The sequence below is a fragment of the Enterococcus sp. DIV1304_2 genome (assembly GCF_050555445.1).
Taxonomy (GTDB): domain Bacteria; phylum Bacillota; class Bacilli; order Lactobacillales; family Enterococcaceae; genus Enterococcus_B; species Enterococcus_B pernyi.
The window spans coordinates 557,457-578,914 of sequence record NZ_CP187851.1 but is presented as its reverse complement, the minus strand read 5'-3'; the positions used below and the strand labels follow the sequence as shown (position 1 = coordinate 578,914).

The window sequence follows — 21,458 nt, the reverse complement described above, 5'->3', positions numbered from 1 at the left end:
ATTTTTTACGACTCGGCATTTTTTTTCGTTTTGTTTCTTGAAAAAACAATCCCTTTAGTCGGTGAAAATAAAAAGGCCAACGTAAAGAATACTGCACTGGTCAACACGATGGTCGCCCCAGAAGGCCAATTATAACTATAACTATAAAACACACCGATGATTGCACTTAATACGCCGACTGTTGCCGAAATAAAAATCATTTTTGCCAATCGATCGGTCAATAGGTATGCAGTTGCTGCTGGTGTGATCAACATCGAGATGACCAAAATCGTTCCTACTGTCTGTAAACTCACAACGGCAACCAGTGTTAAGAAGAACATCAACAAATAGTGAACAAGTGTCGTATTCAACCCATAAGCTTTTGCCATCATTGGATCAAAAGAAGTGATTTTCAGTTCTTTATAAAAAATAAATACAAACAATAAGACGATCCCACTCACTATGGCAGTCATCAACATATCACTTTCTCTAACTGCTAAAACATTTCCAAATAAGATATGGTACAGATTAGTTGCACTTTGAGCAAAAGAAATCAAGATGACACCTAATGCAAAGAACGAACTAAAAACGATCCCAATAGCTGTATCATTTTTCAAACGGCTACGCTGTGTGACAAATCCGATGATGCCAGCTGTCAACATCCCAAATGCAGTGGCTCCTAGAATGTAACTAAAACCAAACATATACGAAATCGCGACTCCAGGCAATACCGCGTGAGAAATCGCATCCCCCATCAAAGACATCCCTCTCAAGATAATAAAAGAGCCAATCACCCCTGAAGCCAATCCAACTAACATAGATGTAATCAATGCATATTGCAGAAATTGATAATCCATTAACCCCTCAATAAACGATTGAATCATTTTTCCATTACCCCTTTAACTAATTGCCCAATGATCTCCCCATAAGCCAACTGTAGATTTTCTGAAGTAAATACTTCGTCAACTGATCCAGCTGCAATCAATTCTTTATTCAATAAAATTACTTCATCAAAATAGGCTTCGACTTTGTGCAGATCATGATGGACGATCACAATAGTTTTCCCTTCATTTTTCAGTTCATCCAAAATAGCAAAGATTTTTCTTTCACTGACCGCATCAATCCCAACAAAGGGTTCATCTAAAAAAATCCATTCTGCGCCTTGAGCCAAGGCTCTAGCAATAAATATCCGCTGTAATTGTCCTCCAGATAATTCACTAATTTGTCGATTTTCATAATCTGTCATGTCTACTTTCGCTAAGGCTTGTTTTGCTCGTTCCTTTTCTTTTTTCCCAGGACGTTGCCCCAAGCGCAAGGATGGATAGGTTCCTAACAAAACTACCCCTAATACATCGATCGGAAAAGAAAGATCCAGCTCACTACGCTGTTCGACATAGGCAATTTTTTTGCGAATCGTTTTTATGGAGCGACCGTCGAAAGTGATTTCTCCGGAAATTTTAGGAACTAATTCTAATAAAGCTTTCATAAAAGTAGATTTCCCAGCGCCATTCGGTCCAATGACCCCTGTAAATTTTTGTGATTGGATAACTGTTGATACATGATTTAATACTGTCTTTCCTTGATAAGCAACCGTCAAATCTTTAACGGATATTTCATTTTTAGACACCTCTTACCACTCCTTTTCGGTGTACCTAACTTTTTGTTCAAACTTAGTTTAACTAATATCAAAATCTTTTACAAGTGTTATAGCTAATTTTTTTGATTTTTTAGATTTTTCTCGCAATTTTTGAAAATTTTCTGTAAAATCACAAACAAGAGCTATAAAGTAATGGGCGTTATTTATGTTTGCTAGTTATAGAATAAACTTATTTTTTACTTTATCACTCAACTTAAAAAAGGAGTTTTTGTATGGAAGAAGAAAAATTAACTCGTAGTCTCAGTGCACGTCATATTCAAATGATTGCGCTAGGAGGAACGATCGGTGTCGGTCTGTTCATGGGTGCTTCATCCACCATCCGTTGGACAGGACCTTCTGTAATGGTTGCTTATGCTGTAGCAGGCTTCTTTTTGTACCTGATCATGCGTGCATTGGGCGAGATGTTGTATCTAGATCCCTCCACCGGTTCTTTCGCTAATTATGCAAGTGAATACATCCATCCCGTCGCAGGTTATTTGACGGCTTGGAGCAATATTTTTCAGTTTATCGTGGTCGGTATCAGTGAAGTCATTGCTGTAGGGGAATATATGAACTATTGGTGGCCAGACTTGCCCCAGATCATTCCAGGAATCGTTGTGATCCTTTTCTTGATGTTCGCCAACCTTGTTTCTGTCAAAGCATTTGGTGAATTAGAATTTTGGTTTTCTACTATTAAAGTAGTGACAATTATTTTGATGATCATCGCCGGTTTAGGCATCATTTTATTTGGATTCGGTAACCAAGGAGAAGCAATCGGGATTTCAAACTTATGGAAAAATGGTGGTTTCTTTACTGGTGGCGTGAAAGGATTCTTTTTTGCTCTATCGATCGTCGTTGCCTCTTACCAAGGAATCGAGTTGATCGGGATGACTGCTGGTGAAGCGAAAGATCCCCAAAAAACGATTGTAGACGCTGTCCAATCAACGATCGGGCGGATCTTGATTTTTTATATTGGGGCGATCTTCATCATTGTCAGCATCTATCCTTGGAATCAATTGAGCGAACTAGGATCACCGTTTGTTCAAACTTTTTCTAAAATCGGGATCACGTTTGCTGCTGGTTTGATCAATTTTGTTGTCATCACAGCTGCGTTATCTGGTTGTAATTCCGGTATTTTCAGCGCCAGTCGCATGGTCTACACATTAGCCATCAACGGCAAAATGTCTAAAAAGTTTTTGAAACTTACACGTCATGGAGTACCATTTTACCCAGTAGTAGCCATCTCATTTGGTATTTTGATTGGGTTGATTTTGAATTATTTGTTGCCCTTCGTCTACTCCCAATCACAGGATTTATTTGTTTTTGTCTATAGTTCCAGTATCTTACCAGGGATGGTACCTTGGATCGTTATTTTGATCAGTCAAATCAAATTCAGAAAAAAACATCCGATAGAAATGCTTGAACATCCATTTAAAATGCCCTTATCCCCATATACCAATTACTTGTCATTGGCCTTTTTGGCAGTGGTATTAATCTTTATGTTCATCAATCCCGAAACAAGAATCTCATTGATGATTGGTTTGATTTTCTTGATCTATATGACGGGTTACTATTTTGTACGCGAAAGAAAAATCAAGGAATAGTAGAAGAAACTATACAAAAAGAAGTCAGGACTGCGCGAACGTAGTCCTGACTTCTTTTAATCTATCACAACCTGATTGCACAACTGCTACTTACCAGGGACTAAATTTTCTACAAGAGTTTCTAGTACGTTGTGAGTTTTTTGATCATTTTGTTCTTACTATTTAGTGGTATGGTATAGTGTGGTTTTGTACATTCCAGTTGAGTGTGTAAAAATAAAAAATCAAAGTCCCTGGCAAATAGCAGTTGTGCAATTTAGCTATTAGCTTCGCTACCATCACAAAAATATCCAATAAATCTTGTGGCGACAGACCGTTTATCCTTTAGCGATACCATCGATCAATTTAGGCTTCTTCCACTAAAAATGACAGAAAAGCACATTCTGGAATTAGCAGTTGACTTGAATGAATACTCCCAGCCATATTTTTCAAAAAGTTGTTGTACGATAAACAATCCTAAACCAGAACCTCCAGTATCTCGACTTCTGCTAAAATCCGGTCGATAAAAAGGTTGGAAAATCTTACTTAATTCCTCCTCCGTAAGTATCTGATTCACTTCATTTTCAATCACTAATTGTTTACCATCAAAAAACAGACTGATTTCTCCCTCATGCTTCGTATATTTGAAGGCATTACTTAGTAGGTTATCTAAAATTTTATCAATATCATTTTTATTACCGATGATTTTCTCCCCTTTTAGATTGACGACTAGTTTTTTCTGTTCTGCTTCAGCAAGTATCCGGAAAGAAGTCAATTTATGTTCGATCATTTCTTTGATTGAGACTTCTTCATAGACCACATCATCTGAAGGCAAATTGTTTCTTGAGGCAAAGAGGATATTATTGATCATTTCTGTTTGTTCTTGCAAAATATTTTTACAAACTTCTAAATATCGCTCTCTGTCTTTAAATTTTCCGACATTATAGATCATGCCATCAATCAGCCCCATCAATGAAGCAACAGGTGTTTTCAATTCATGAGAAGCGATTTGCATAAACTCTGACTTTGCTTGTTCCAATTCTTTCGTTTTAGCTACTTCAAGCTCTAACACTTCAATTGTTTGGATCAAAGAAACATAGAGATGGTTGATATCTTGCGCTAAAAGTGAGATTTCATCCGTACCTTTGACATCACAACGAATATCCGCATCTAATTCGATCATTTTTTCTGTTACTTTGGATATCTCTTTGATTTTTTTTGTCGAATAAATACTATAGTAGTAAGCGCCGATCCCCCCAATGATTAGTGAGACGATGATGATAAATGGATATAAATGAAGTAACACTTGACTTGCTTCTGCGACTGGTTGCATCGAGTATATGCCAAATAAATAATAAGTGTTACCTTGTTTGTCAGTAATCTCTTGAAAAATTCTCTTTTCATCAGATAAAAGACTGATGCCTGAATAGTCAAGATTCCCGTCAAAGAAAGGACCAAGAACTAGGCCATTATTATCCAACAGCATGATATCAAGATTTTGTTCTCTTTCAAGCCAGTATTGATCAACAGCGTTTTGCATTGTAGCTAAATCTTTGTTCTCTATACTCTTTGCCACTTGATTGAATTCCTTGTTTATTTCGTTCAGCTTCATTCGTTCATAGTAGACTGGCATCGTAAAATATAAGACAATCAACGAAAGAATCGAAACTAGAAAAATGATGATCCCAGAAAACAGAAAATTTTTCAGCATGATACTCATGGGGTGTCCTCAAGCTGGTAGCCTCTATTTTTGATCGTTTTTATTGATAAAAGTGGCATTTTCTTTCGGATATTTTTTATATGATTATCTAATATTCGATTTTCCAAATGATATTCATACGACCAAACTTGATACACTAATTGTTCTCGCGTGATGATTTTCCCTTTGTTTCTTATTAGAATCACTAAAATATCATACTCTTTTCTTGTTAAATGGATTTCTTCCTCTTGGTATTTTACAAGACCACCATCGAGATCAATGGCGTACTCCCCGATAGTGATGTGGGGATTTCCTTGATTCATCCGAAACACATTTTCGATCCGTTTGATCAAAATAAGTGGGGAAAAAGGTTTGACGACATAGTCACTGATCAAATGGGAAAAACTGAGCAACTGCGTATATTCATCATCCAAGGCAGTCAGCATGATGATCGGCACATCCGACGTTTCCCGAATTTTCTTTAAAACATCCGTCCCCCTTATCCCAGGCAACATAATGTCTAATAGGATCAAGTCAAATGTTTCTTCAGCAAAAGCTTCCAATGCCTGTTCGCCACTTCTTACCGAATAAACTTCATACTTGCGTTCTTTTAAAAATTCCGTCACGATCTGATTGATCATATATTCATCTTCGACAACTAAAATTCTTTCCATATCACTCTCTCCTTATTCAAAGCGTAATGCCTCGATAGGGTTTAATTTCGATGCTTTCATCGCCGGTAATAGACCAAATATCACACCCATCAGGGAACAAAATACTAAGCTAACGACAATGGAAATCACGGATACGATATAAGGATAATCCAGTGATAGCGTAATGGCATAGCCACTTAACAAACCAACAAGCACACCTAGTACCCCACCAATCAAAGTCAGGACGACCGCTTCTACTAAAAATTGTTTTAAAATTACTTTTCTTCTTGCGCCGAGTGCTTTCTTTATTCCGATTTCTTTCGTTCTTTCCGTGACAGAGACCAACATGATATTCATCACACCGATTCCACCCACTAATAACGAGATACTTGCTATACCAGACAAAAGAATAAAACTTGACTGGTTCATTCGTTCCAATTCTCTGGCAAATTCTTTCTGATTCATCACTCCGTACTCATAATCAGATGGCGGGATCTGTTGATTGAGGATCTCTGCAGCTTTTTCTGCAGCGCCTTGTAATTGATCGGTATTATTTGTTTGGATCGTGACAAGAGGAACAATATCCAACTCATCAGATAGTTTATGCGCTTGCTGTAAAGGAACATAAGCTCTTTTCTCAAAGCTAAATAGATTACTACTATTGGGATCTAACTGAAATACACCTTGAACTTTGAATGGCACCCCATTCACTTCAACAAACTGTCCGATCCCTTCTTCATTTGGAAATAATTCGTCATACAAGGAATCTTCCAGAAAAATTGCTTGTTGTTGCTCTTTGAATGCTTGGGCAGTAAATCCTTCCCCTTTGATGAAGTTTAACTGCTCCAAATCCTGAACAGAAGAAGTGACAGCAGAAACTTTGGCGTCGGTCCCTTTGGCTTTCCTGTAGATTTTCCCATCCTTTTGATAAGACAAACCACTTGCTATGACCTCTGGTATCTCATTGACTTTTTTTAGGACATCCTCGTCTAAAAATGGAAAATATAACGGTTTTTTCTCTTCCTTTTCAGATAGGATTCCATCTGACATAGTGTTCTGTTGAAAAGCACTTTTTCTGTCATATTGGATATTCATCGTATTATTGTTACTACCAATCATTTCTCGTTTCATTTTTTCGGTGTTTCCTCCGATGATGCTGAAAATCGAAATAATGGCAGCAATCCCAATGATGACACCTAGCATAGTCAATACCGAACGCATTTTATGAGCAAAAATCGATTGTAAGGCAAATCTGATTTCTTCCATTCTCGATCACCTCACTTCATTTTGTTCGTCGCTGATTATTTGACCATCTCGTAAAGTGATCGTTCGCTGACATAACGCTGCGATTTCCGGCTCATGGGTAATTAGAATAATTGTTTTTCCTGCTTGGTGGAATTCCTTAAAAAGGTCCATGATTTGGCTACTGGTTTTTGTATCAAGTGCCCCTGTTGGCTCATCCCCTAAAACAAAACTAGGGTTAGTCACTAAAGCTCTCGCAATTGCGACACGTTGCTTTTGTCCTCCTGATAATTCCATCGGTTTGAAGTCACTTCGATCTTCTAACCCTACTAATTGCAACATATCCAAAGCACGCTTACGCCGCTCTTTTTTATTGACTTTTTTATACGTTAATGGCATTTCCACATTTTGCGAAACGGTTAATTTTGGCATGAGATTGAAATTCTGGAAAACAAAGCCGATTTTTGCATTACGAAAATCAGCCAATGAATTGTCCGCTAACGTTTTGACATCCGTTCCTTCAACGATATAATCCCCTGATGTAGCTGTATCCAGACAACCAATGATATTCATCAACGTCGACTTTCCTGACCCCGATGGCCCCATGATTGCGACCAGTTCTCCTTCATTGATTTGCAAAGAGATATCTTTAAGGACTTTTAGTTCTTTGCCGCCTTGCCAATATGACTTCTGAATGTTGTTAAGCGTCAACACTTGCACCAACCTCCATTCCCTCGACCATTCCTGTTTGAGGCAAAGCAAGCTGATCTTCAACAGTCAATCCTTCGACTATTTCTGCGAGTTCATTATCCATCGGATTTACCTTTACTTCATGCTCTTTGATCCGACCATTTTCTACTTTCCATACATAATATTTTCCATCTTTTTCCATGAGGTATCTTTGGTTGATGATCACTTTTCCTGACACAAAATCTTTCGGTAAAACATTGACATACACATTGGAACCAATCAGTGGCATTTCTTCTTTTGGATCGATCTTAACTTTATAAGGAAACTTAGACAAATTAGGGTTTTCTTCTTTTTGGTCCTCTTGTTTTGCATCATTCGTTAAGTTCGCTACTTGTACAATGTTTCCTTGCCAAGTGTTCGCTTGATCTTTACGATCCATGATTTCTACTCGCTGATCGACAGCGACTTTTTCACGATCAAACTCGGTGACTTGGCCATCAACGTATAAGTTCGAATCATCAAGGATCTCCATAAAGTTTTCTTCTTTTTGACGCTCTTTTGATTGATTGATTAAGTCACGATTCAATGATTTGATTCTTCCTGGGTGATCAGCTGTCACTGTGTCTTCATTCAGTCGTTCTTTTTCACTTTCGTGAAGTAATTGGGCTTTTCGCAATTCTGTTTCGGCATTCTTCACTTCATTGTCGCCAGCAATAGCTTCTGCATGTAGACCAGTGATTTCTCCTTCTAATGCTTTGATCGTACTTTGTAACTCTTCGGATTTTTCCTTCGCATAATCTTGTCTTGCTTTTCCAAGCTCTGCTACTTTTTGGTTATGTGCTGTCCATTTTTGATTTGCAGTCACTCGTGCTTGTTCTACTGCTCTCACTTTGATTTCTACGTCCATTTCAGCTTCCTCAACTTTTCTCTGTTGATCCGTTTGGTATGTAAACAAAGGTTGCCCTTTTTCTACGACATCTCCTTCATTTACCAGAATATCTTTCACTGTTCCTCGTTCTGGATCAATTTTGATTTTGTTGCTATTATTTGGCATGACTTTTCCTGCTAAAATCAAATTCGCCGCTTTCACCTCATCAATAAGGGATTTGACAGACCGGGCTTCAATATTTGTTTCTGAATTTTCTTCTTTTGTTTTCCCACTAGAAGCAACTATACTGATTGCACCAACCACTAGTAAAACGGTGACGACTGCTACTGGCAAATACCATTTTCGGTTGAATTTTTTTCTTTTTTTAGGCTTCATGTACCTACTCCTTCATTCAGATTAGTCATAAAAAAGCGCTTATGACATCCTGTCCACTACTTAATCCTCGTCTTTTTCCGACACTTGTTCATCAAACTCTTGAACAATCGTTCCATTATCCAAAACTTTTTCCGTCCCTTCCTTTCCATCAATGGTTACTTTTCGTTCACTTTTTACTTTTGGTATCTCTGACTCACTCGTATCTTTAGTCTCTGAACTGCATGCTGCTAAAAGACCGATAGAACATACTAATACCAGATAACCTTTATACTTTGTTCCTTTTTTCATCATAAAAAACCATCCTCTTCTATTTGTTTTAGTTATGTTTCTCTTGTTATATTTACTATCATACATAACAGACCTATTCTCTTTCTAAAGCTAATCTGTTTTTTGTGTAATTTTTTTGGTAATTTTTTTTGAACAAAAAGATAGCGCTTAAATTTCAAAAAAAAAAAAACAATCCAAGTGATCGTTGGATTGCTTTTGGCTAAATTGAGATATTCTGCTATTATTTTGATTTTTTATTAACCATTTGTTAAATCATAACTCTCTTTCAGCAGATAAAAGAGTTGCTTTTCTGCGACTGCACCATTCAAAGCTACACTTATCCAATGGTTTTTATTCATATGATAAGCAGGATAATAGCCTTTACTCTTTTTCAGGATGGAGATGATTTCTGGATCTGCTTTGACATTGACGAGGGGGACTTGACCTTCGCCTTCTATACCTAATTTGTCTTTTTCAACAGATACGATCAAACCAAACCATTTACCTGTTGATTGATGGCGGAACACGATATAATCTGGAAATTTTCCAAACGGATGATCCATTTGGACGGCTTCCAAGGTAGCAGCAAAACCGACAAGTTTTTCTGTCAAATCCATCGGTAAGTTCTCCTTTCTGCCAATAAACTAAATTTAGTGGTCATGAAATAATTCAACTATGCTCTAGGTTGATTCTAGGATGTATTCGATCAAATTGACTAATTTCTTAACATTGTTCGTTCTGTTTTACCTACTCAATCACCAATCCCAACCCCGCCGAAATAATGATTGCTTGTTCCTGATTGACGATCAGTCCGCGAAGTAATTCCAATGACAGGTTGATTTGAGAAAATGTATTCGTTGTAAAATCTAATCCTTTCAGTGGCGTATTGACCCAATTTGAGCCTGAAAGGTCATTGTTTTCTACTACTAGATCTTTCCAATTGCTATCGAAAAAATCAGTATTTTTCAATTGATTGTCGCTAAATCGAACGAACTTCATATTCGTGTAGCTAAAAGAAGACAGGTTTGCCACACATTCTTCAAAGACGCAGTCTCTTAAAAAGCTGTCAGAAAAATTGGTTCCAGTCAATTTGCATTGCTTGAAATGCACACGATGAAAGCTTGCACCAAACCATTCTAAATTTGAGAAATCACACTTTTCAAAAATGATATCGCTACATTCAAACCGCTCCAACCGAGATTTTTGCATCGCTAATTTTTTGATATGGCTATTCTTCAACACGATATTGCGAGAACTAAGATAGCTTTGGTCTTCCCCTTCAGAAAAAATACCTGAAAAGGTTGTTTCATCTTCTAAATAAAAGGTTCCCTCAACTAATTCGGGCAACTCTGGTGAAGCAATTTTCTTTGCCATACATTCAGCTCCTTTCTATCTGTTTGTTTTACTATCCTTATCATAACAGAATAAAGAAAAAACAACGTGATTTATTTCATAGATAAACCTGCTTTTACTCGTATCTTCTTGCGAGCTAATTGGCTTTGATCCCTGTAGGAATTTGACAATGAAATAGCTTTCACCGTACACTATAGGTAACGAGTATTTTATTGTTTAAATAGGATATGTATCTTTCAGGAGGCTTTTATTTTGACTAATTATCATTCCAAACCATTCACATTCCTACGCTTGGCATTATACACCCTTTGCAGTTTAAATCTATACTACCAATTCATCACAAATTCGATCTTTACTTGGGCGCTTTATTTGCTTGCAATGGGATTTGTTGCTTATGACGTTTTTGATATGATCAAGACACGGAAATAATCTATTAATTTTTATATGTATATGAGGTCGGGATAGAGATAACTTCTCTTGTCCCGACCTTTGTTTTTTTACCTGCGACTAGTTCGTTGAATTTTTTCTATCTTAATGAGAGCAATCAAGCTTCCTCAAGATTCACTAAGATAAATCAACTGCCATGGTACTGAGTGATTCATGTCAAGACCTGTTAGTTCTCTGTAAAAACATTTTTTATCTTTGGCGATCATTGAAATGATTTCTGATTCTGTCATCCCTAATTCTTCACATAAACTTTTGTTTGTACTTTTGATCAATTCTAATAGGATCTGTAGCTGTGCATCAATATCTAATAATATTGCTAATTTCAGAAAAAGAGTGGCATCTGTTTGCTGATAAGTCATTAGGAATTTTGTTCGTAAATCAAGATAAAATTCAAACATTTCTGGATGTTTACTGATAAAAGAATGATTGATTACTCTCTGATCATAATAGGCCAAGTATTCTTCAGGCGTTTCAATTCTTTTCGTTTCCATTCACTCCCTCCTTAAAACATTAAAAACCACATTAATGTTTCTTTTAAGATTTATTTGTCAGATTCACCAAATTTAATTACGCTTACATTTTGATACTTCACTCAAGAAAATAATTACAAAAAAATATATCTTTCTTCACAGATTATTTTTATATTTACTCATTAATGAAAGTAACAGATTCTATATTTGATGTGTTCCATAATAACATTTAATGCAGAGAACATCTTACTAGATCCAAATCAGTTTTTCCCATTACTTAAAATTGTTTATGTGAGACTACCTTAAGAACAAGCCTCTTTCGTCGCAATAATTAATAAACAAATTGAACTAATAACACGCCTAATTTCTAACTTCTTCATGCAATTTTACAGTATTCAAATAATACTTCAATTGAATAATTTCATAGTTTTCTGAAATTTATCGATTGTTGTCATTAAGTTATTTTAATATAGTTATTAGGTAATATTAATTATCAATCTGAAAGCGATTTGTTTTTTAACCTTACGCTAGTGCAAAAGTGGATTGCTAAAAAAAAATAGAAAGGACGAATATCCGTAATGAATGGTATTAGTAGCTCGTTTATCTACTGAACACTTTGAACCACTATCAAAAACTGATCATAGAAGTAAAACCAACTCATTTGATACTGATTAAAATAACCATGTAAAATTGAACGCTCCAATAAGCAAATAAAAAACGTTAACCTTTCACTCAAAAGATAACATAAGCTACTTTTAATTTATATGAATGTCCACTACTCAATTTGAACATTACTCTCATATTCAACATGTAAGAAACTTAGATTTAATGAGTTCCTAACTAAATGAATACTATGATAAAAGCAATTCTCCTTTACTCTTTTATTAAAAATATACATCTGAAAATATTCTAACTTTTTTTGAATTTCTATCTCACTTGTTAACAAATAAGAAATTGGAAAATTCCAAAAATATATCTTTAACTTTCGCAATGGATGCAAGCCTATGCTCTATTTTCTATTCCCTAGAAAGATTTAGATAGGAGGTAAAAGTTCTATTGAAAAATTTTCAATTAAATTTTATAACAGATAAAGTAAAATTACGTTGGTTCCAAATCTTGAAAGAGTTAGAGTCTACTGGAATCTGTACGACAGCCCAACTGATTGGCATGACAAACAGTACAGCCAGGACATTAGTCAACGACATCAATTATTTGAGAGAATATTTCGAGAACGTCGCGGATATCCAATCCTCGAAACAAGGTTATTCTTTAAACATCCATTCTTCAGAAACCTACCTAGAAAAAAAAAGAGCGATTCTCGAAGATGAACCACTCTTTATTATTCTTGAACAAATTTTTTTCAACGAACTTCAGTCTATTTATGATTGGGCAGATTATTTTCATATCTCTGAGAGCACGATGATCACGTACGTTAAAAAAATTGCAGATCAAGTAAAAGAATTCAATATCACCCTTGAGCTAAATCCCGTCAATTTGATCGGATCAGAAGCCGATATTCGAAATTTTTATTTTGCTTTCTATTACGAATCAGATATTACACCCCACACGGTTTTTCCATCAATTGCGACGCAAGAAGTAGTGATTAAAATTGTTAACCTATTGGAGCGTCCTAATCAAAAAGTTTCTTCATTTGGTTATTTTAGTTATTTATTATACCTCTCTATTGAACGGATATTATGTGGTTGTATGGTGGAACTCGACCCTGAATTAAAAGATATTGTCCTTAATGATCCAGAGTTTCACCGACTTTCACCTGCCTATTCGATTGTAAAAGATTATTTTAATATTGACCTAACACAAGAAGAAGCCATTTTTATTTTTATTTCTGTTTTATGCCGTAGAGGTATCGAAAATCCGAGACAGGAAAAATATTTTTGTGAAAGGTATAATCGATGGCCTCGAATAATAGCGCTTACAAGTGACTATTATCAAATGATCAAGAGAAATACGCACACACAAGCACACGAGTTAATCTTATTAGAATCTTTTTTCACGTCCATCAAGCTACGTAGTCTATTGTCTAAAAGCGGAAATAAAAATATCCAAGATACAAATGAGTATGCCAAAACCTTGTTTAGCAATGAATATAAAAAAAATCGAGCTTTTTTAGAAAAAAATTCCTCCTTCCATCATTTGTTCTCTGATGATCATTTGGATGATATCTGTGCTAGTTTAACGATATTCACTGAGTCAATCAAAGAAAAATATTGGAAAAACCCTACGAATATCGCATTTATTTTTGAAGGAAATGAGTATATCAGTCAACATCTCGAAGCCTTAGTTCGAAAATATTTAGGGGGCTTTCAAAATATCTACTTTCTTCGTCCAAATGAGCTATGCGCCTCTTATATTGAAAATCATGAGATTGATCTCTTAGTCACGAATTACAATGAATACTTGACATTTTCTTCGTTAGGTCTTGAATGTCTTTTATTAAAAACAGTACCTGATGCCTCAGATTGGAAAAAATTACTAAATAAAATTGATCCTCAATTATTACAAAAATTTAGAACGCAACATTAGTTAAACTTACAGTTATTCATTTTTTCTACTGCATAATGTAGTGATCCAAACAAGTAAATACAACTACACCGATTCGGAGTAGATGGTCTTCGGACGACTCTTTCAGTGCATTTATACTTATAATCATCACTTGCTACATCTTACATCTAAAAAAGGAATTCAATTGACCTTAATGTACCGATCAATTGAATTCCTTTTTATTTTTTTCATTTCCAGTCAATTTTAATCACCACTGACTGGTTCATTCTATTCGATTTTTAGGAGTGGCTTGAAACGAGTAATTGATGTGCGTCGTATAGTTTGTTGCTTTTGCATTTGCTGTATTCGGCACATTTAGAAAGATACTGCTCTCTTTATTCGAATCATCCCCAAAATTATAAAACCATGTCTGCTTCTCTATGAATAGATTGGCATCGATCAATTGAATACTATTATTATTAGGAATCAAGATCCCACTCGTGCTGATGATACCTAAATTATCTTCATTGCCGATTTCTCCAGTGCTTGAAATGGCTTGTCCATTTTTCCAACTAAGTTGGGCACCTTTCAATTCACCTGTTTTTTGATTAGAAAATTGTTCTTCTTGTTTGATGAACAAACTCCAGCCACTTATTTCTGATACCGGTCGCTCATCTGTCACCTGAACAAAATTCGGTCTTGAAGTTTCCTGCTCCGTACCGCCTATCTGACTCGGTAATGCATGGTACGTTTGTGTTTTAGTCGTAAGCGGTTGGGTCCCAAAGTCCCAATTACTTGCTTGATCGATCGTTAGCTCTCCATCGACCATACCACCGACAATCAATGTGGTAGCAGGAACAAACGTTGCATCCCGAAATGCTAATGGCGTTTTCGGATTGATGTTTCCTACGTGATTATTCGTCTCTGGTGGATTCATGACACCAGCTTCACTAGCAGAACCTTGGTGATCTCTTAAGAAGACTTGGATGACATCATCTACTGCTAAATTTAACTTCTCAACAGCAATCCTGATATCCCCTTTATCATCTATGGTAATGAGTGTAGGATCGATTGTTTCTCCATTATGAGTCGCCGTAACCTCTACCTCAGGATCGTCGGAATGACCTGAAATAACCCGCGCATTTGCCGGAACTAAATGATTGGAGAAAGTCGCAGGTGAAGGTGGTGTGATAGGAAATACGGTGACATCTTCCACTTCATACACATTTTCAAAATCGCCTTCCATTTCACCTGCTAAAACCTCAACATCTGTTATACGTACAAGATCGCCTGCTTGTAAATATTCGTCAAGTTCGATTTCAAAAACGCCGCCTTGTGGCTCTTCATCATAGATACTAATACCTGGTTTTTCCGCTGTGTGACCATGTGTCAAGGTTTCGTATGTCTGAATCACTGCCCCATCTCTTTTGATTTCCACAGTTACCTTCACTTCATCTTGCCACGCGGGGCGGCTGTCATGGAGACCAACTGGCATACGGATCAACCCGTGGATTTTTTTATCCGCATTTGTCGGTACTCTCAATTCATTCACGATTGCCCAACGTGCATTGTTTGAGCTGAGTCGAGAATAAGAAGTCAAGCCCGCTGAGCCAAATGCTTCAAAATCGAAACGTTCTGCTGGTTCCATTGAAGTGAGCGTAGAAAAGTTAGTGCCAGAGAAAGTATAATCCATATTGTTCGAGTGAAGATACGGATCGGCATCTAAGTCTGTACCATCTTTCCAAACAGCAAAATCACTTGCAGTAGCAGTTAAAGTGGAGCTCGCAATATTACTAAAAATATTCCCGCCACCTACACGATTATTCCGATAGTCCATAAATAGCGGATTATCGAAATTCACAGTAGTTGAACGACCACGAAAAATACCTGCATTTGCGCTTGCCGTACGACCGGAAGCTTCAAAATAACCTAAATTACTCACTCTGATCTCACCATTTCCACCGGCTGTATTTCCACCGGCTACTGTCGCATCACTCATATCCAATGCGGGACCATCATTCGCATAGATTCTTACTTCTGAACCCGGATCATTGACAGAAAACCCATTATTTGATCCAGCAGTATAATGGATTCCTTGGTTTCCACCACCTGTATTCCCATTATGAGCAATACCAGTCCCCTCATTGACTACTAACAATCGCCCCGCATTACTAACAGTCACTTGATTATTACTGCCCCACATCCGGATTGCTGGCGCCATTTGCGCCGCACCCCCTGCGTTACCTTTTCTCTTAGTCACGGTCATATCCCCACCATTGATATTAAATTGATAGCCACCGTGCGTCGTTCCTGTATTATTTGGACCGGAACGTAAGAATCTTAAAGTAGCATTCGCATTATTTGCTTCAAGTTGTCCAGAAGGACCTGAATCTAACTTTAATGTCGCCTTGCTATTTACATTGAACTGTCCATTGATGCCTTGCAAGACTAATGCAGAGGATGAGTTCGCCCAAAGTGTGATATTTGCTGAATCGGATGCTCCTACAATTGGCTCACGTCCAATTTTTTCTGTTTCTTCTTCGCCTAACTTCACAGTGGATACACCATTTACAGTTGTTGCGATATAGTTACTTTTCGCATTGATACTTGTCTCTTTATTCTCTGCGAGGAGTTTGACATAATCACCATTCAATTGTATCGCTGTTGCTGCTTGCGTTTCCGCAGTTAACTTTCCGCCTTGATTAAGTGATAAAACAGCATTCGCACCGTCTAAGCGAATCCCTCTCTTCGTACCCGAGCGGACCAATACATCCACGCTAGCTCCTCGAGTAATTTCCATAGTAGGAGCATTTCCTTTTAAATAGATACTATTATTCGTTATGACGGTGTCAGCAGAATTAGTACTTGGAACTGCGACAGATAGTTGTGATTGGTTGTCAACAACCATTTTTGCTTGATTTCCTTGAAGAGAGACATTAGCAATTGCTCCGCCTTCATTTTCTACACTCATATTACTTTGGTTATCTAGGGTAAATAAACTAGTTTCACCCGTCAGAAGAATAGCTCCACCGGTACTTGTTGATTTCGTTGTCAAGTCACTTCTATCTAAATGGACAGATGGCTCAGCCCCAGATAGTTCCACTGCTCTTCCTGTCACGGTCTGTATGTCAGCCTTAGAATCTGCAAATGTAATACCCGCTTTCTTTCCTTGTAAATATATGCCATTGCCTGTTCCACTGTTGACTGTCAGATTCAGTTGAGCATTTTCTGAAAGAGTCGCTTTTGACTCTTCCCCGTAAAGTCCAATCAAACTATTCGCACCTGCGGTAGATACTAACGCACCTTGCACGTCTAGCGTTGCACCATTTTGCATACGTAACGTAGAATTTTTACCTAATGTGGTGGTGCCGAGTTGATTGATATCCTCGGTTCGGTTCCCTGTATTTGTAATAGCAACAGCACTATTATCAACAGTTAACGTCGCTTCTTGATTCAACAATCGAATACCTGCCCCGGTTGTCGCAGTCATCTTCAAATCACTGTCATTGATCGTCATTGTCGGCGTTATACCAGTCATTGTCAGCCGATTGCCTGTACTAGAGTTGATCGTTACATTACTTGCGTCACTTACTTCAAAAGTTGCATCGTTTCCAGACATGACTAGACTATTTCCTGTAGTCGATTGGATTACTGCCGTTGATTTAGCTATGTTGAATGCGCCATTTGCACCTGTAAGGTTGATGGAATGCGCTGTATTCGATTGACTTTGCCATTGACTACCTGATGCCACATCGATTGTTGGGTTTTCCCCTGTCATGATAATTGCCTGTCCACCTGTAGTTGTCGCATTTAACCTTCCATTTTCCAGCTCAATGCTCGATTGATTCCCTGTCATCGAGAGCGCATTCCTACTTGTAGCGTCTGTCGAAGTAGATGCTGCACCATCCGCTTGTATTTGTAAGTTACCGTTGTTTTTCACAGAAACTGTCGCATTGCTCTCCGTAAAATAGACGGAATTTTGCAAAGCCGTTGTTCCACTATTCGTAATAAACAGTTCTGCTCCGTCTGCGACGGTCAGTTTTGCATTCGCACGCGTAAATGCCAACGCAGAATTTTGAGTATTCCCTAGCTTCACGACTGCCTGATTTTCTACGATAAATTCTTTTGTCGTAAACAACGCGCCTGGTAGATTGATCCTATTATCTATGGTTAACTCACCGCCAGTTATTCGTACCACTGCGCTTGAGATATCAGCTACTCTAAAATAATTGATCGATGAGCGGTCTCTTGAAACATCTTCCATTTGAAGGGTCCAATTTTCACCAGTCGATTGCCCGATAACAAAGGGATTGGTATCTGTTTTATTAAGAAAAGTATTTTCAATTCTTAAAGTTTTGCTCTCAGTAGTCGTCAATAAACGCATTTGTCCGGTGCCAATATTCAAAGTATTCATTTGTCCATTGATTTTCAGCGAGCGAGCAATGTCTAAGTTTTCTGGACTGATAACTGAACCTATATCGATCGAACGTTCTAAATTAATGGTAGAAACCTCTGGATTGGCGAGTGCACTTAAAAATTCTGCACGAGTCGAAACTGGTACCGTTTCTCCTTGAAAGATATTTTCTTCATCCTGTTTCTCTTCCGAGCGATTTCTTTCTTCCTTTTGTTCGTTGTTTTCTGACTTTTCTTCTTCTGAAGAATGATTCGGCTCAGCCTTCGTGATTTCTACTTTAACAGTCGCCGTTTCTCCTACAGTTACTGAATAGGTTCCTGCTTCTGCAAACATCACAGGTACGGTAAATTCCTTTTTCGGAGTTTCTGATGATAAGAGCCACTGGTCGAACGTTTCATCATAACTGCTACTCATCCCTGATGACAATTCATCTTCAATGATCTCAGCAGTTGACGGAAGTTTGATTGCTACGTTGTCCACTTCTTCTGTACTTATAAAAGAAAGGCTAGTTACTGTTTTTTCAGTTCCTTTTATTACCGCTTGCTCAAAAGAAAAAGCGGGTGCCAGTGACTGGGTATCCTTCACTTCAGCTAATTCTGTTGATTGACTATTACTGTTCGGCGTGTTTATAGGTTGACTCCCTTGATCGATTGTCTCCGCAACAGCGAGGAAAGGTATACCCAAAGTATATAGTGCAAAGATTGAAATACTTATTTTAGTCATCATTTTACATACTTTTTGACGCATTGGTCCTCCTCCTCTAGTCATCTGTTTTATTTTCTGAAAGTGTATCCATGTATTTTTCTTGCATTAGTTTTGCTTTTTTCTTATTTTTGTATGTCGTATAGGCGAGTACACTAATAATGATCACGATTAGAACGATTGCTGAAATCAACCACCAGTTGGTATCTTTAACGGAAACATCTGATTGGTTCAAGCGTCTTGCTTCGTCTGCTGTCACATCAAAAGTTTCTTCCCAAGTCCATTCATGTTCGCCAGAGCGAGCCGTCATATTCAGCACATATGTCCCGCTTCTAAAACGTTCGCCATTGAGTGAGATTGGAAAATTAAAATTGGAGTTAGGTGCCATTTGCATCATCTCCTCTGATGCTCGATATAAAATCGTATCAGATCCTTCTCTACGTATCGCGGCTTCCACACTTAGTTCATTCACAAAAGTAGGTAAGAAATTCTGAATCGTCGCACTAAAGGCGTTTCTATAATTTATTTGATCCGCAAATACATCTAAAAGCGCCAATTCTGGAACAATCGTTTGTGTACGATCATTACTCGCTACGACACCAATTACATAAGAAAAAGAATTGATGATCTGCATTCCTTTATCCTCAGAATCCTCTTCCTCTTCTTCTTGTGCCACTTCGCTTAGTTGTAAGCCACCGGCTAATAATCCTTCTACCTCATCCTGAGGCATAGTGAGGGTTGTAACGATCCGTTTTTCCTCTCCTGCTTCTAAACGAATGGGTTCATCTTCGACATCCAGTAAGTCCTTCATTTCCACTTTTAATGTAGGATCGGGTTGGTCAGTTTCTCCGCCATATTCAACCACACCATTGATATTTGTGTAGGCAGTATGAGCTGTGATCGAGAGATCGATCGGGATATTTCTAACATTTTTCACCACTAACGTGAGTTCTTCTGTTTCTCCTGGTTGCAATTCCACATCAAAGTAGCCTTTATCATCCCCAAATTGACTTTCAGGCGTCATTGTGCGAACACTAAAATTTAGTTCACCATTGGCAAATACCTCTTGAGAAAAACCAACAAACCCGATCATTACATAAAGCATAACCAGAAAAGATGCAGTAAACTTGTTCAATAAAGGCATAGTTATCTCCTTTCTAAAAAACAACGATGCTGACTGCATCGTTGTTTTTTATCAACCTTTCAAATCTCTAGCTAGTTAATTGATATTTGCCGGTGTTGCAGACAATGTCCATAATAAATTAGTCGTATATTTGGAATTAGCATCTGTACGTGTTGTGCCAGGTACACTTAATTGTACAGAAGGATTAGCCAATCCTCCATCTACTTCACTGTCTTGCACTAAGTTGGCTTTATCTCCCCACATGGCAGTACTTAGTCCATAGCCTATGTTGCTTCCGGCAGTCATGATCACGCGGCTATTTTCCGGAATCAACGTGAAACCTGAATTTATCGTTGGTAATTCGTCACTTGTATTTTGAGCTGTCCCATTCGCAAACTTGACTTGAGCACCATTTAAGCTTCTTTCCCCATTCGTAAATTGTGCTTCTTGTTTCAATGCCAGGTTCCAACCTGTTAGGTCTTCACGTAAGTCACGTACTTGAGCAAATTGTGCACGTGCAGCTTGTTTTGTCGCTTCATTGACCCATGGGCTATTCATATCAGGATTAGGAAAATCAGTTGATTCTTCATCGATGTCAAACCACCAAGCGGCAGCTGGATAAGATTGATCTAATGCTGAATTTTGACGTGAACCAAAATCATAATCGCCAACGTATGCAATTGCGAAAGCACCATCTTGAGTAGGAGGTACGATGACTTCTTCTGGTCCTGGATTTGGATCAATTGTTTCACCGTTGTCCTCATCCGCTTCACGATATTGAATCTGTCCATTCGTTTTTAGTGTTCCATCCTGAGCTGTATCGTCTGCATGAACAACCATACTTCCTGTTGCTAGACTTGCTAATAACACTGACATTGATACTAGTTTTAATGCTTTCATTTATTCGTTCTCCCTATTTGTTTTATTTTTTTTACATCTACTTTATAGTGCAACTTGCCTGTTTATTTTCTTATCTCTTCGTTTTAGCCAGGTTCGAATGACCAATAATAGGATCAATAAACCCAATAATCCAAATTGTTGTAACATTTGATTTAATTTTGGTAATTGTCCTTTTACCTTTAACTGCTCATCTTTATCAGAAGGTTGCGTCTGCTCTTCAGAAGGTGGTTGTGGTTTAGGGTCCCCTTCATAATCGATTTCTCCGTAAAACCCTACATTCTTATTCGTTTCTACAGAGGAGCCTTCTGCCGCAAAGAATTGAACTGGTTGATGAAGCATCCCAAGAAACAATAAAATGGTCCATAACAAATACCAAGGCTTCTTTTTCACATTTATTTCATTCCTCCTATTCTATGTAACTACATTTATTTTCTTCTAAATAACATTTTTATGACTCAAGTTTGTTTTTTAGAAGAGTACATTATATACTTTAAACAACACACGTATTCTTTCGCAATTAGCGTTTTTCACCATACT

18 protein-coding genes are annotated in these 21,458 nt (G+C 37.5%); 3 read left to right on the top strand and 15 right to left on the bottom strand.

The features are described from left to right. Positions 1 to 5 precede the first annotated feature (5 nt). Together IGJ14_RS02755 and IGJ14_RS02750 are read right to left on the bottom strand one after the other, a co-directional pair. Complete coding sequence (locus tag IGJ14_RS02755) at positions 6 to 863, bottom strand: metal ABC transporter permease (protein ID WP_019723140.1); 858 nt, start codon at positions 861 to 863, stop codon at positions 6 to 8. After that, positions 860 to 1,606 carry a metal ABC transporter ATP-binding protein gene (locus IGJ14_RS02750; protein WP_065095715.1) on the bottom strand — a complete coding sequence of 249 codons (747 nt, stop codon included), beginning with the start codon at positions 1,604 to 1,606 and terminating at the stop codon, positions 860 to 862. The genes IGJ14_RS02755 and IGJ14_RS02750 overlap by 4 nt, the downstream gene beginning before the upstream one ends. 242 nt (positions 1,607 to 1,848) lie before the next feature. Between IGJ14_RS02750 and IGJ14_RS02745 the strand changes: the two genes are divergently transcribed. Continuing rightward, entirely contained in the window at positions 1,849 to 3,219 is a 1,371-nt protein-coding gene (locus IGJ14_RS02745; protein WP_065095714.1) for an amino acid permease, read from the top strand. A 337-nt stretch (positions 3,220 to 3,556) separates the two neighbouring features. Here IGJ14_RS02745 and IGJ14_RS02740 read toward each other — a convergent pair whose 3' ends face one another. The 8 genes from IGJ14_RS02740 to IGJ14_RS02705 form a co-directional block, all read right to left on the bottom strand. Continuing rightward, complete coding sequence (locus IGJ14_RS02740) at positions 3,557 to 4,915, bottom strand: HAMP domain-containing sensor histidine kinase (RefSeq protein WP_065095713.1); 1,359 nt, start codon at positions 4,913 to 4,915, stop codon at positions 3,557 to 3,559. Continuing rightward, positions 4,912 to 5,568, bottom strand: a complete 657-nt coding sequence (locus IGJ14_RS02735; protein ID WP_065095712.1) for a response regulator transcription factor — start codon at positions 5,566 to 5,568, stop codon at positions 4,912 to 4,914. The genes IGJ14_RS02740 and IGJ14_RS02735 overlap by 4 nt, the downstream gene beginning before the upstream one ends. A gap of 12 nt (positions 5,569 to 5,580) precedes the next feature. Further along, a complete protein-coding gene (locus tag IGJ14_RS02730; protein ID WP_065095711.1) occupies positions 5,581 to 6,813 on the bottom strand; it encodes an ABC transporter permease in 1,233 nt (410 codons plus the stop codon). Between the two features lie 6 nt (positions 6,814 to 6,819). Beyond that, positions 6,820 to 7,503, bottom strand: a complete 684-nt coding sequence (locus IGJ14_RS02725) for an ABC transporter ATP-binding protein (protein WP_019723145.1) — start codon at positions 7,501 to 7,503, stop codon at positions 6,820 to 6,822. Next, positions 7,490 to 8,743 carry an efflux RND transporter periplasmic adaptor subunit gene (locus IGJ14_RS02720; RefSeq protein ID WP_065095710.1) on the bottom strand — a complete coding sequence of 418 codons (1,254 nt, stop codon included), beginning with the start codon at positions 8,741 to 8,743 and terminating at the stop codon, positions 7,490 to 7,492. Before IGJ14_RS02720 ends, IGJ14_RS02725 begins: the two co-directional genes overlap by 14 nt. Positions 8,744 to 8,803: 60 nt before the next feature. Next, complete coding sequence (locus tag IGJ14_RS02715) at positions 8,804 to 9,034, bottom strand: hypothetical protein (RefSeq protein ID WP_019723147.1); 231 nt, start codon at positions 9,032 to 9,034, stop codon at positions 8,804 to 8,806. 233 nt (positions 9,035 to 9,267) lie between these two features. Next, positions 9,268 to 9,627 (bottom strand): MmcQ/YjbR family DNA-binding protein, encoded by a 360-nt coding sequence (locus tag IGJ14_RS02710; RefSeq protein WP_065096214.1) that lies wholly within the window; start codon positions 9,625 to 9,627, stop codon positions 9,268 to 9,270. Positions 9,628 to 9,757: 130 nt separating this feature from the next. Then, on the bottom strand, positions 9,758 to 10,384 hold the full coding sequence (locus IGJ14_RS02705) for a pentapeptide repeat-containing protein (RefSeq protein WP_065096215.1): 627 nt from the start codon (positions 10,382 to 10,384) through the stop codon (positions 9,758 to 9,760). A 231-nt stretch (positions 10,385 to 10,615) separates the two neighbouring features. On the opposite strand from IGJ14_RS02705, the gene IGJ14_RS02700 reads away from it, so the two are divergent. Continuing rightward, positions 10,616 to 10,792, top strand: a complete 177-nt coding sequence (locus IGJ14_RS02700) for a hypothetical protein (RefSeq protein WP_019724362.1) — start codon at positions 10,616 to 10,618, stop codon at positions 10,790 to 10,792. Between the two features lie 125 nt (positions 10,793 to 10,917). Here IGJ14_RS02700 and IGJ14_RS02695 read toward each other — a convergent pair whose 3' ends face one another. Then, the gene (locus IGJ14_RS02695; protein WP_019724361.1) at positions 10,918 to 11,301 is read right to left on the bottom strand and encodes a DUF7006 family protein; all 384 of its coding nucleotides are present in this window, start codon (positions 11,299 to 11,301) and stop codon (positions 10,918 to 10,920) included. 1,035 nt (positions 11,302 to 12,336) lie between these two features. Between IGJ14_RS02695 and IGJ14_RS02690 the strand changes: the two genes are divergently transcribed. Beyond that, positions 12,337 to 13,824, top strand: coding sequence for a helix-turn-helix domain-containing protein (locus tag IGJ14_RS02690; protein ID WP_104776562.1), 1,488 nt, complete (start codon positions 12,337 to 12,339; stop codon positions 13,822 to 13,824). Positions 13,825 to 14,065: 241 nt separating this feature from the next. Here the strand turns inward: IGJ14_RS02690 and IGJ14_RS02685 are convergent, their stop codons facing one another. The 4 genes from IGJ14_RS02685 to IGJ14_RS02670 form a co-directional block, all read right to left on the bottom strand. After that, positions 14,066 to 18,943: a WxL domain-containing protein gene (locus IGJ14_RS02685; protein WP_019722363.1), complete on the bottom strand. Its 4,878-nt coding sequence runs from the start codon at positions 18,941 to 18,943 to the stop codon at positions 14,066 to 14,068. A 13-nt stretch (positions 18,944 to 18,956) separates the two neighbouring features. Further along, a complete protein-coding gene (locus IGJ14_RS02680; RefSeq protein ID WP_019722364.1) occupies positions 18,957 to 20,042 on the bottom strand; it encodes a DUF916 and DUF3324 domain-containing protein in 1,086 nt (361 codons plus the stop codon). 75 nt (positions 20,043 to 20,117) lie between these two features. Beyond that, the gene (locus IGJ14_RS02675; RefSeq protein WP_019722365.1) at positions 20,118 to 20,921 is read right to left on the bottom strand and encodes a WxL domain-containing protein; all 804 of its coding nucleotides are present in this window, start codon (positions 20,919 to 20,921) and stop codon (positions 20,118 to 20,120) included. Between the two features lie 42 nt (positions 20,922 to 20,963). Further along, the gene (locus tag IGJ14_RS02670; RefSeq protein ID WP_019722366.1) at positions 20,964 to 21,311 is read right to left on the bottom strand and encodes a hypothetical protein; all 348 of its coding nucleotides are present in this window, start codon (positions 21,309 to 21,311) and stop codon (positions 20,964 to 20,966) included. Positions 21,312 to 21,458: the final 147 nt, after the last annotated feature.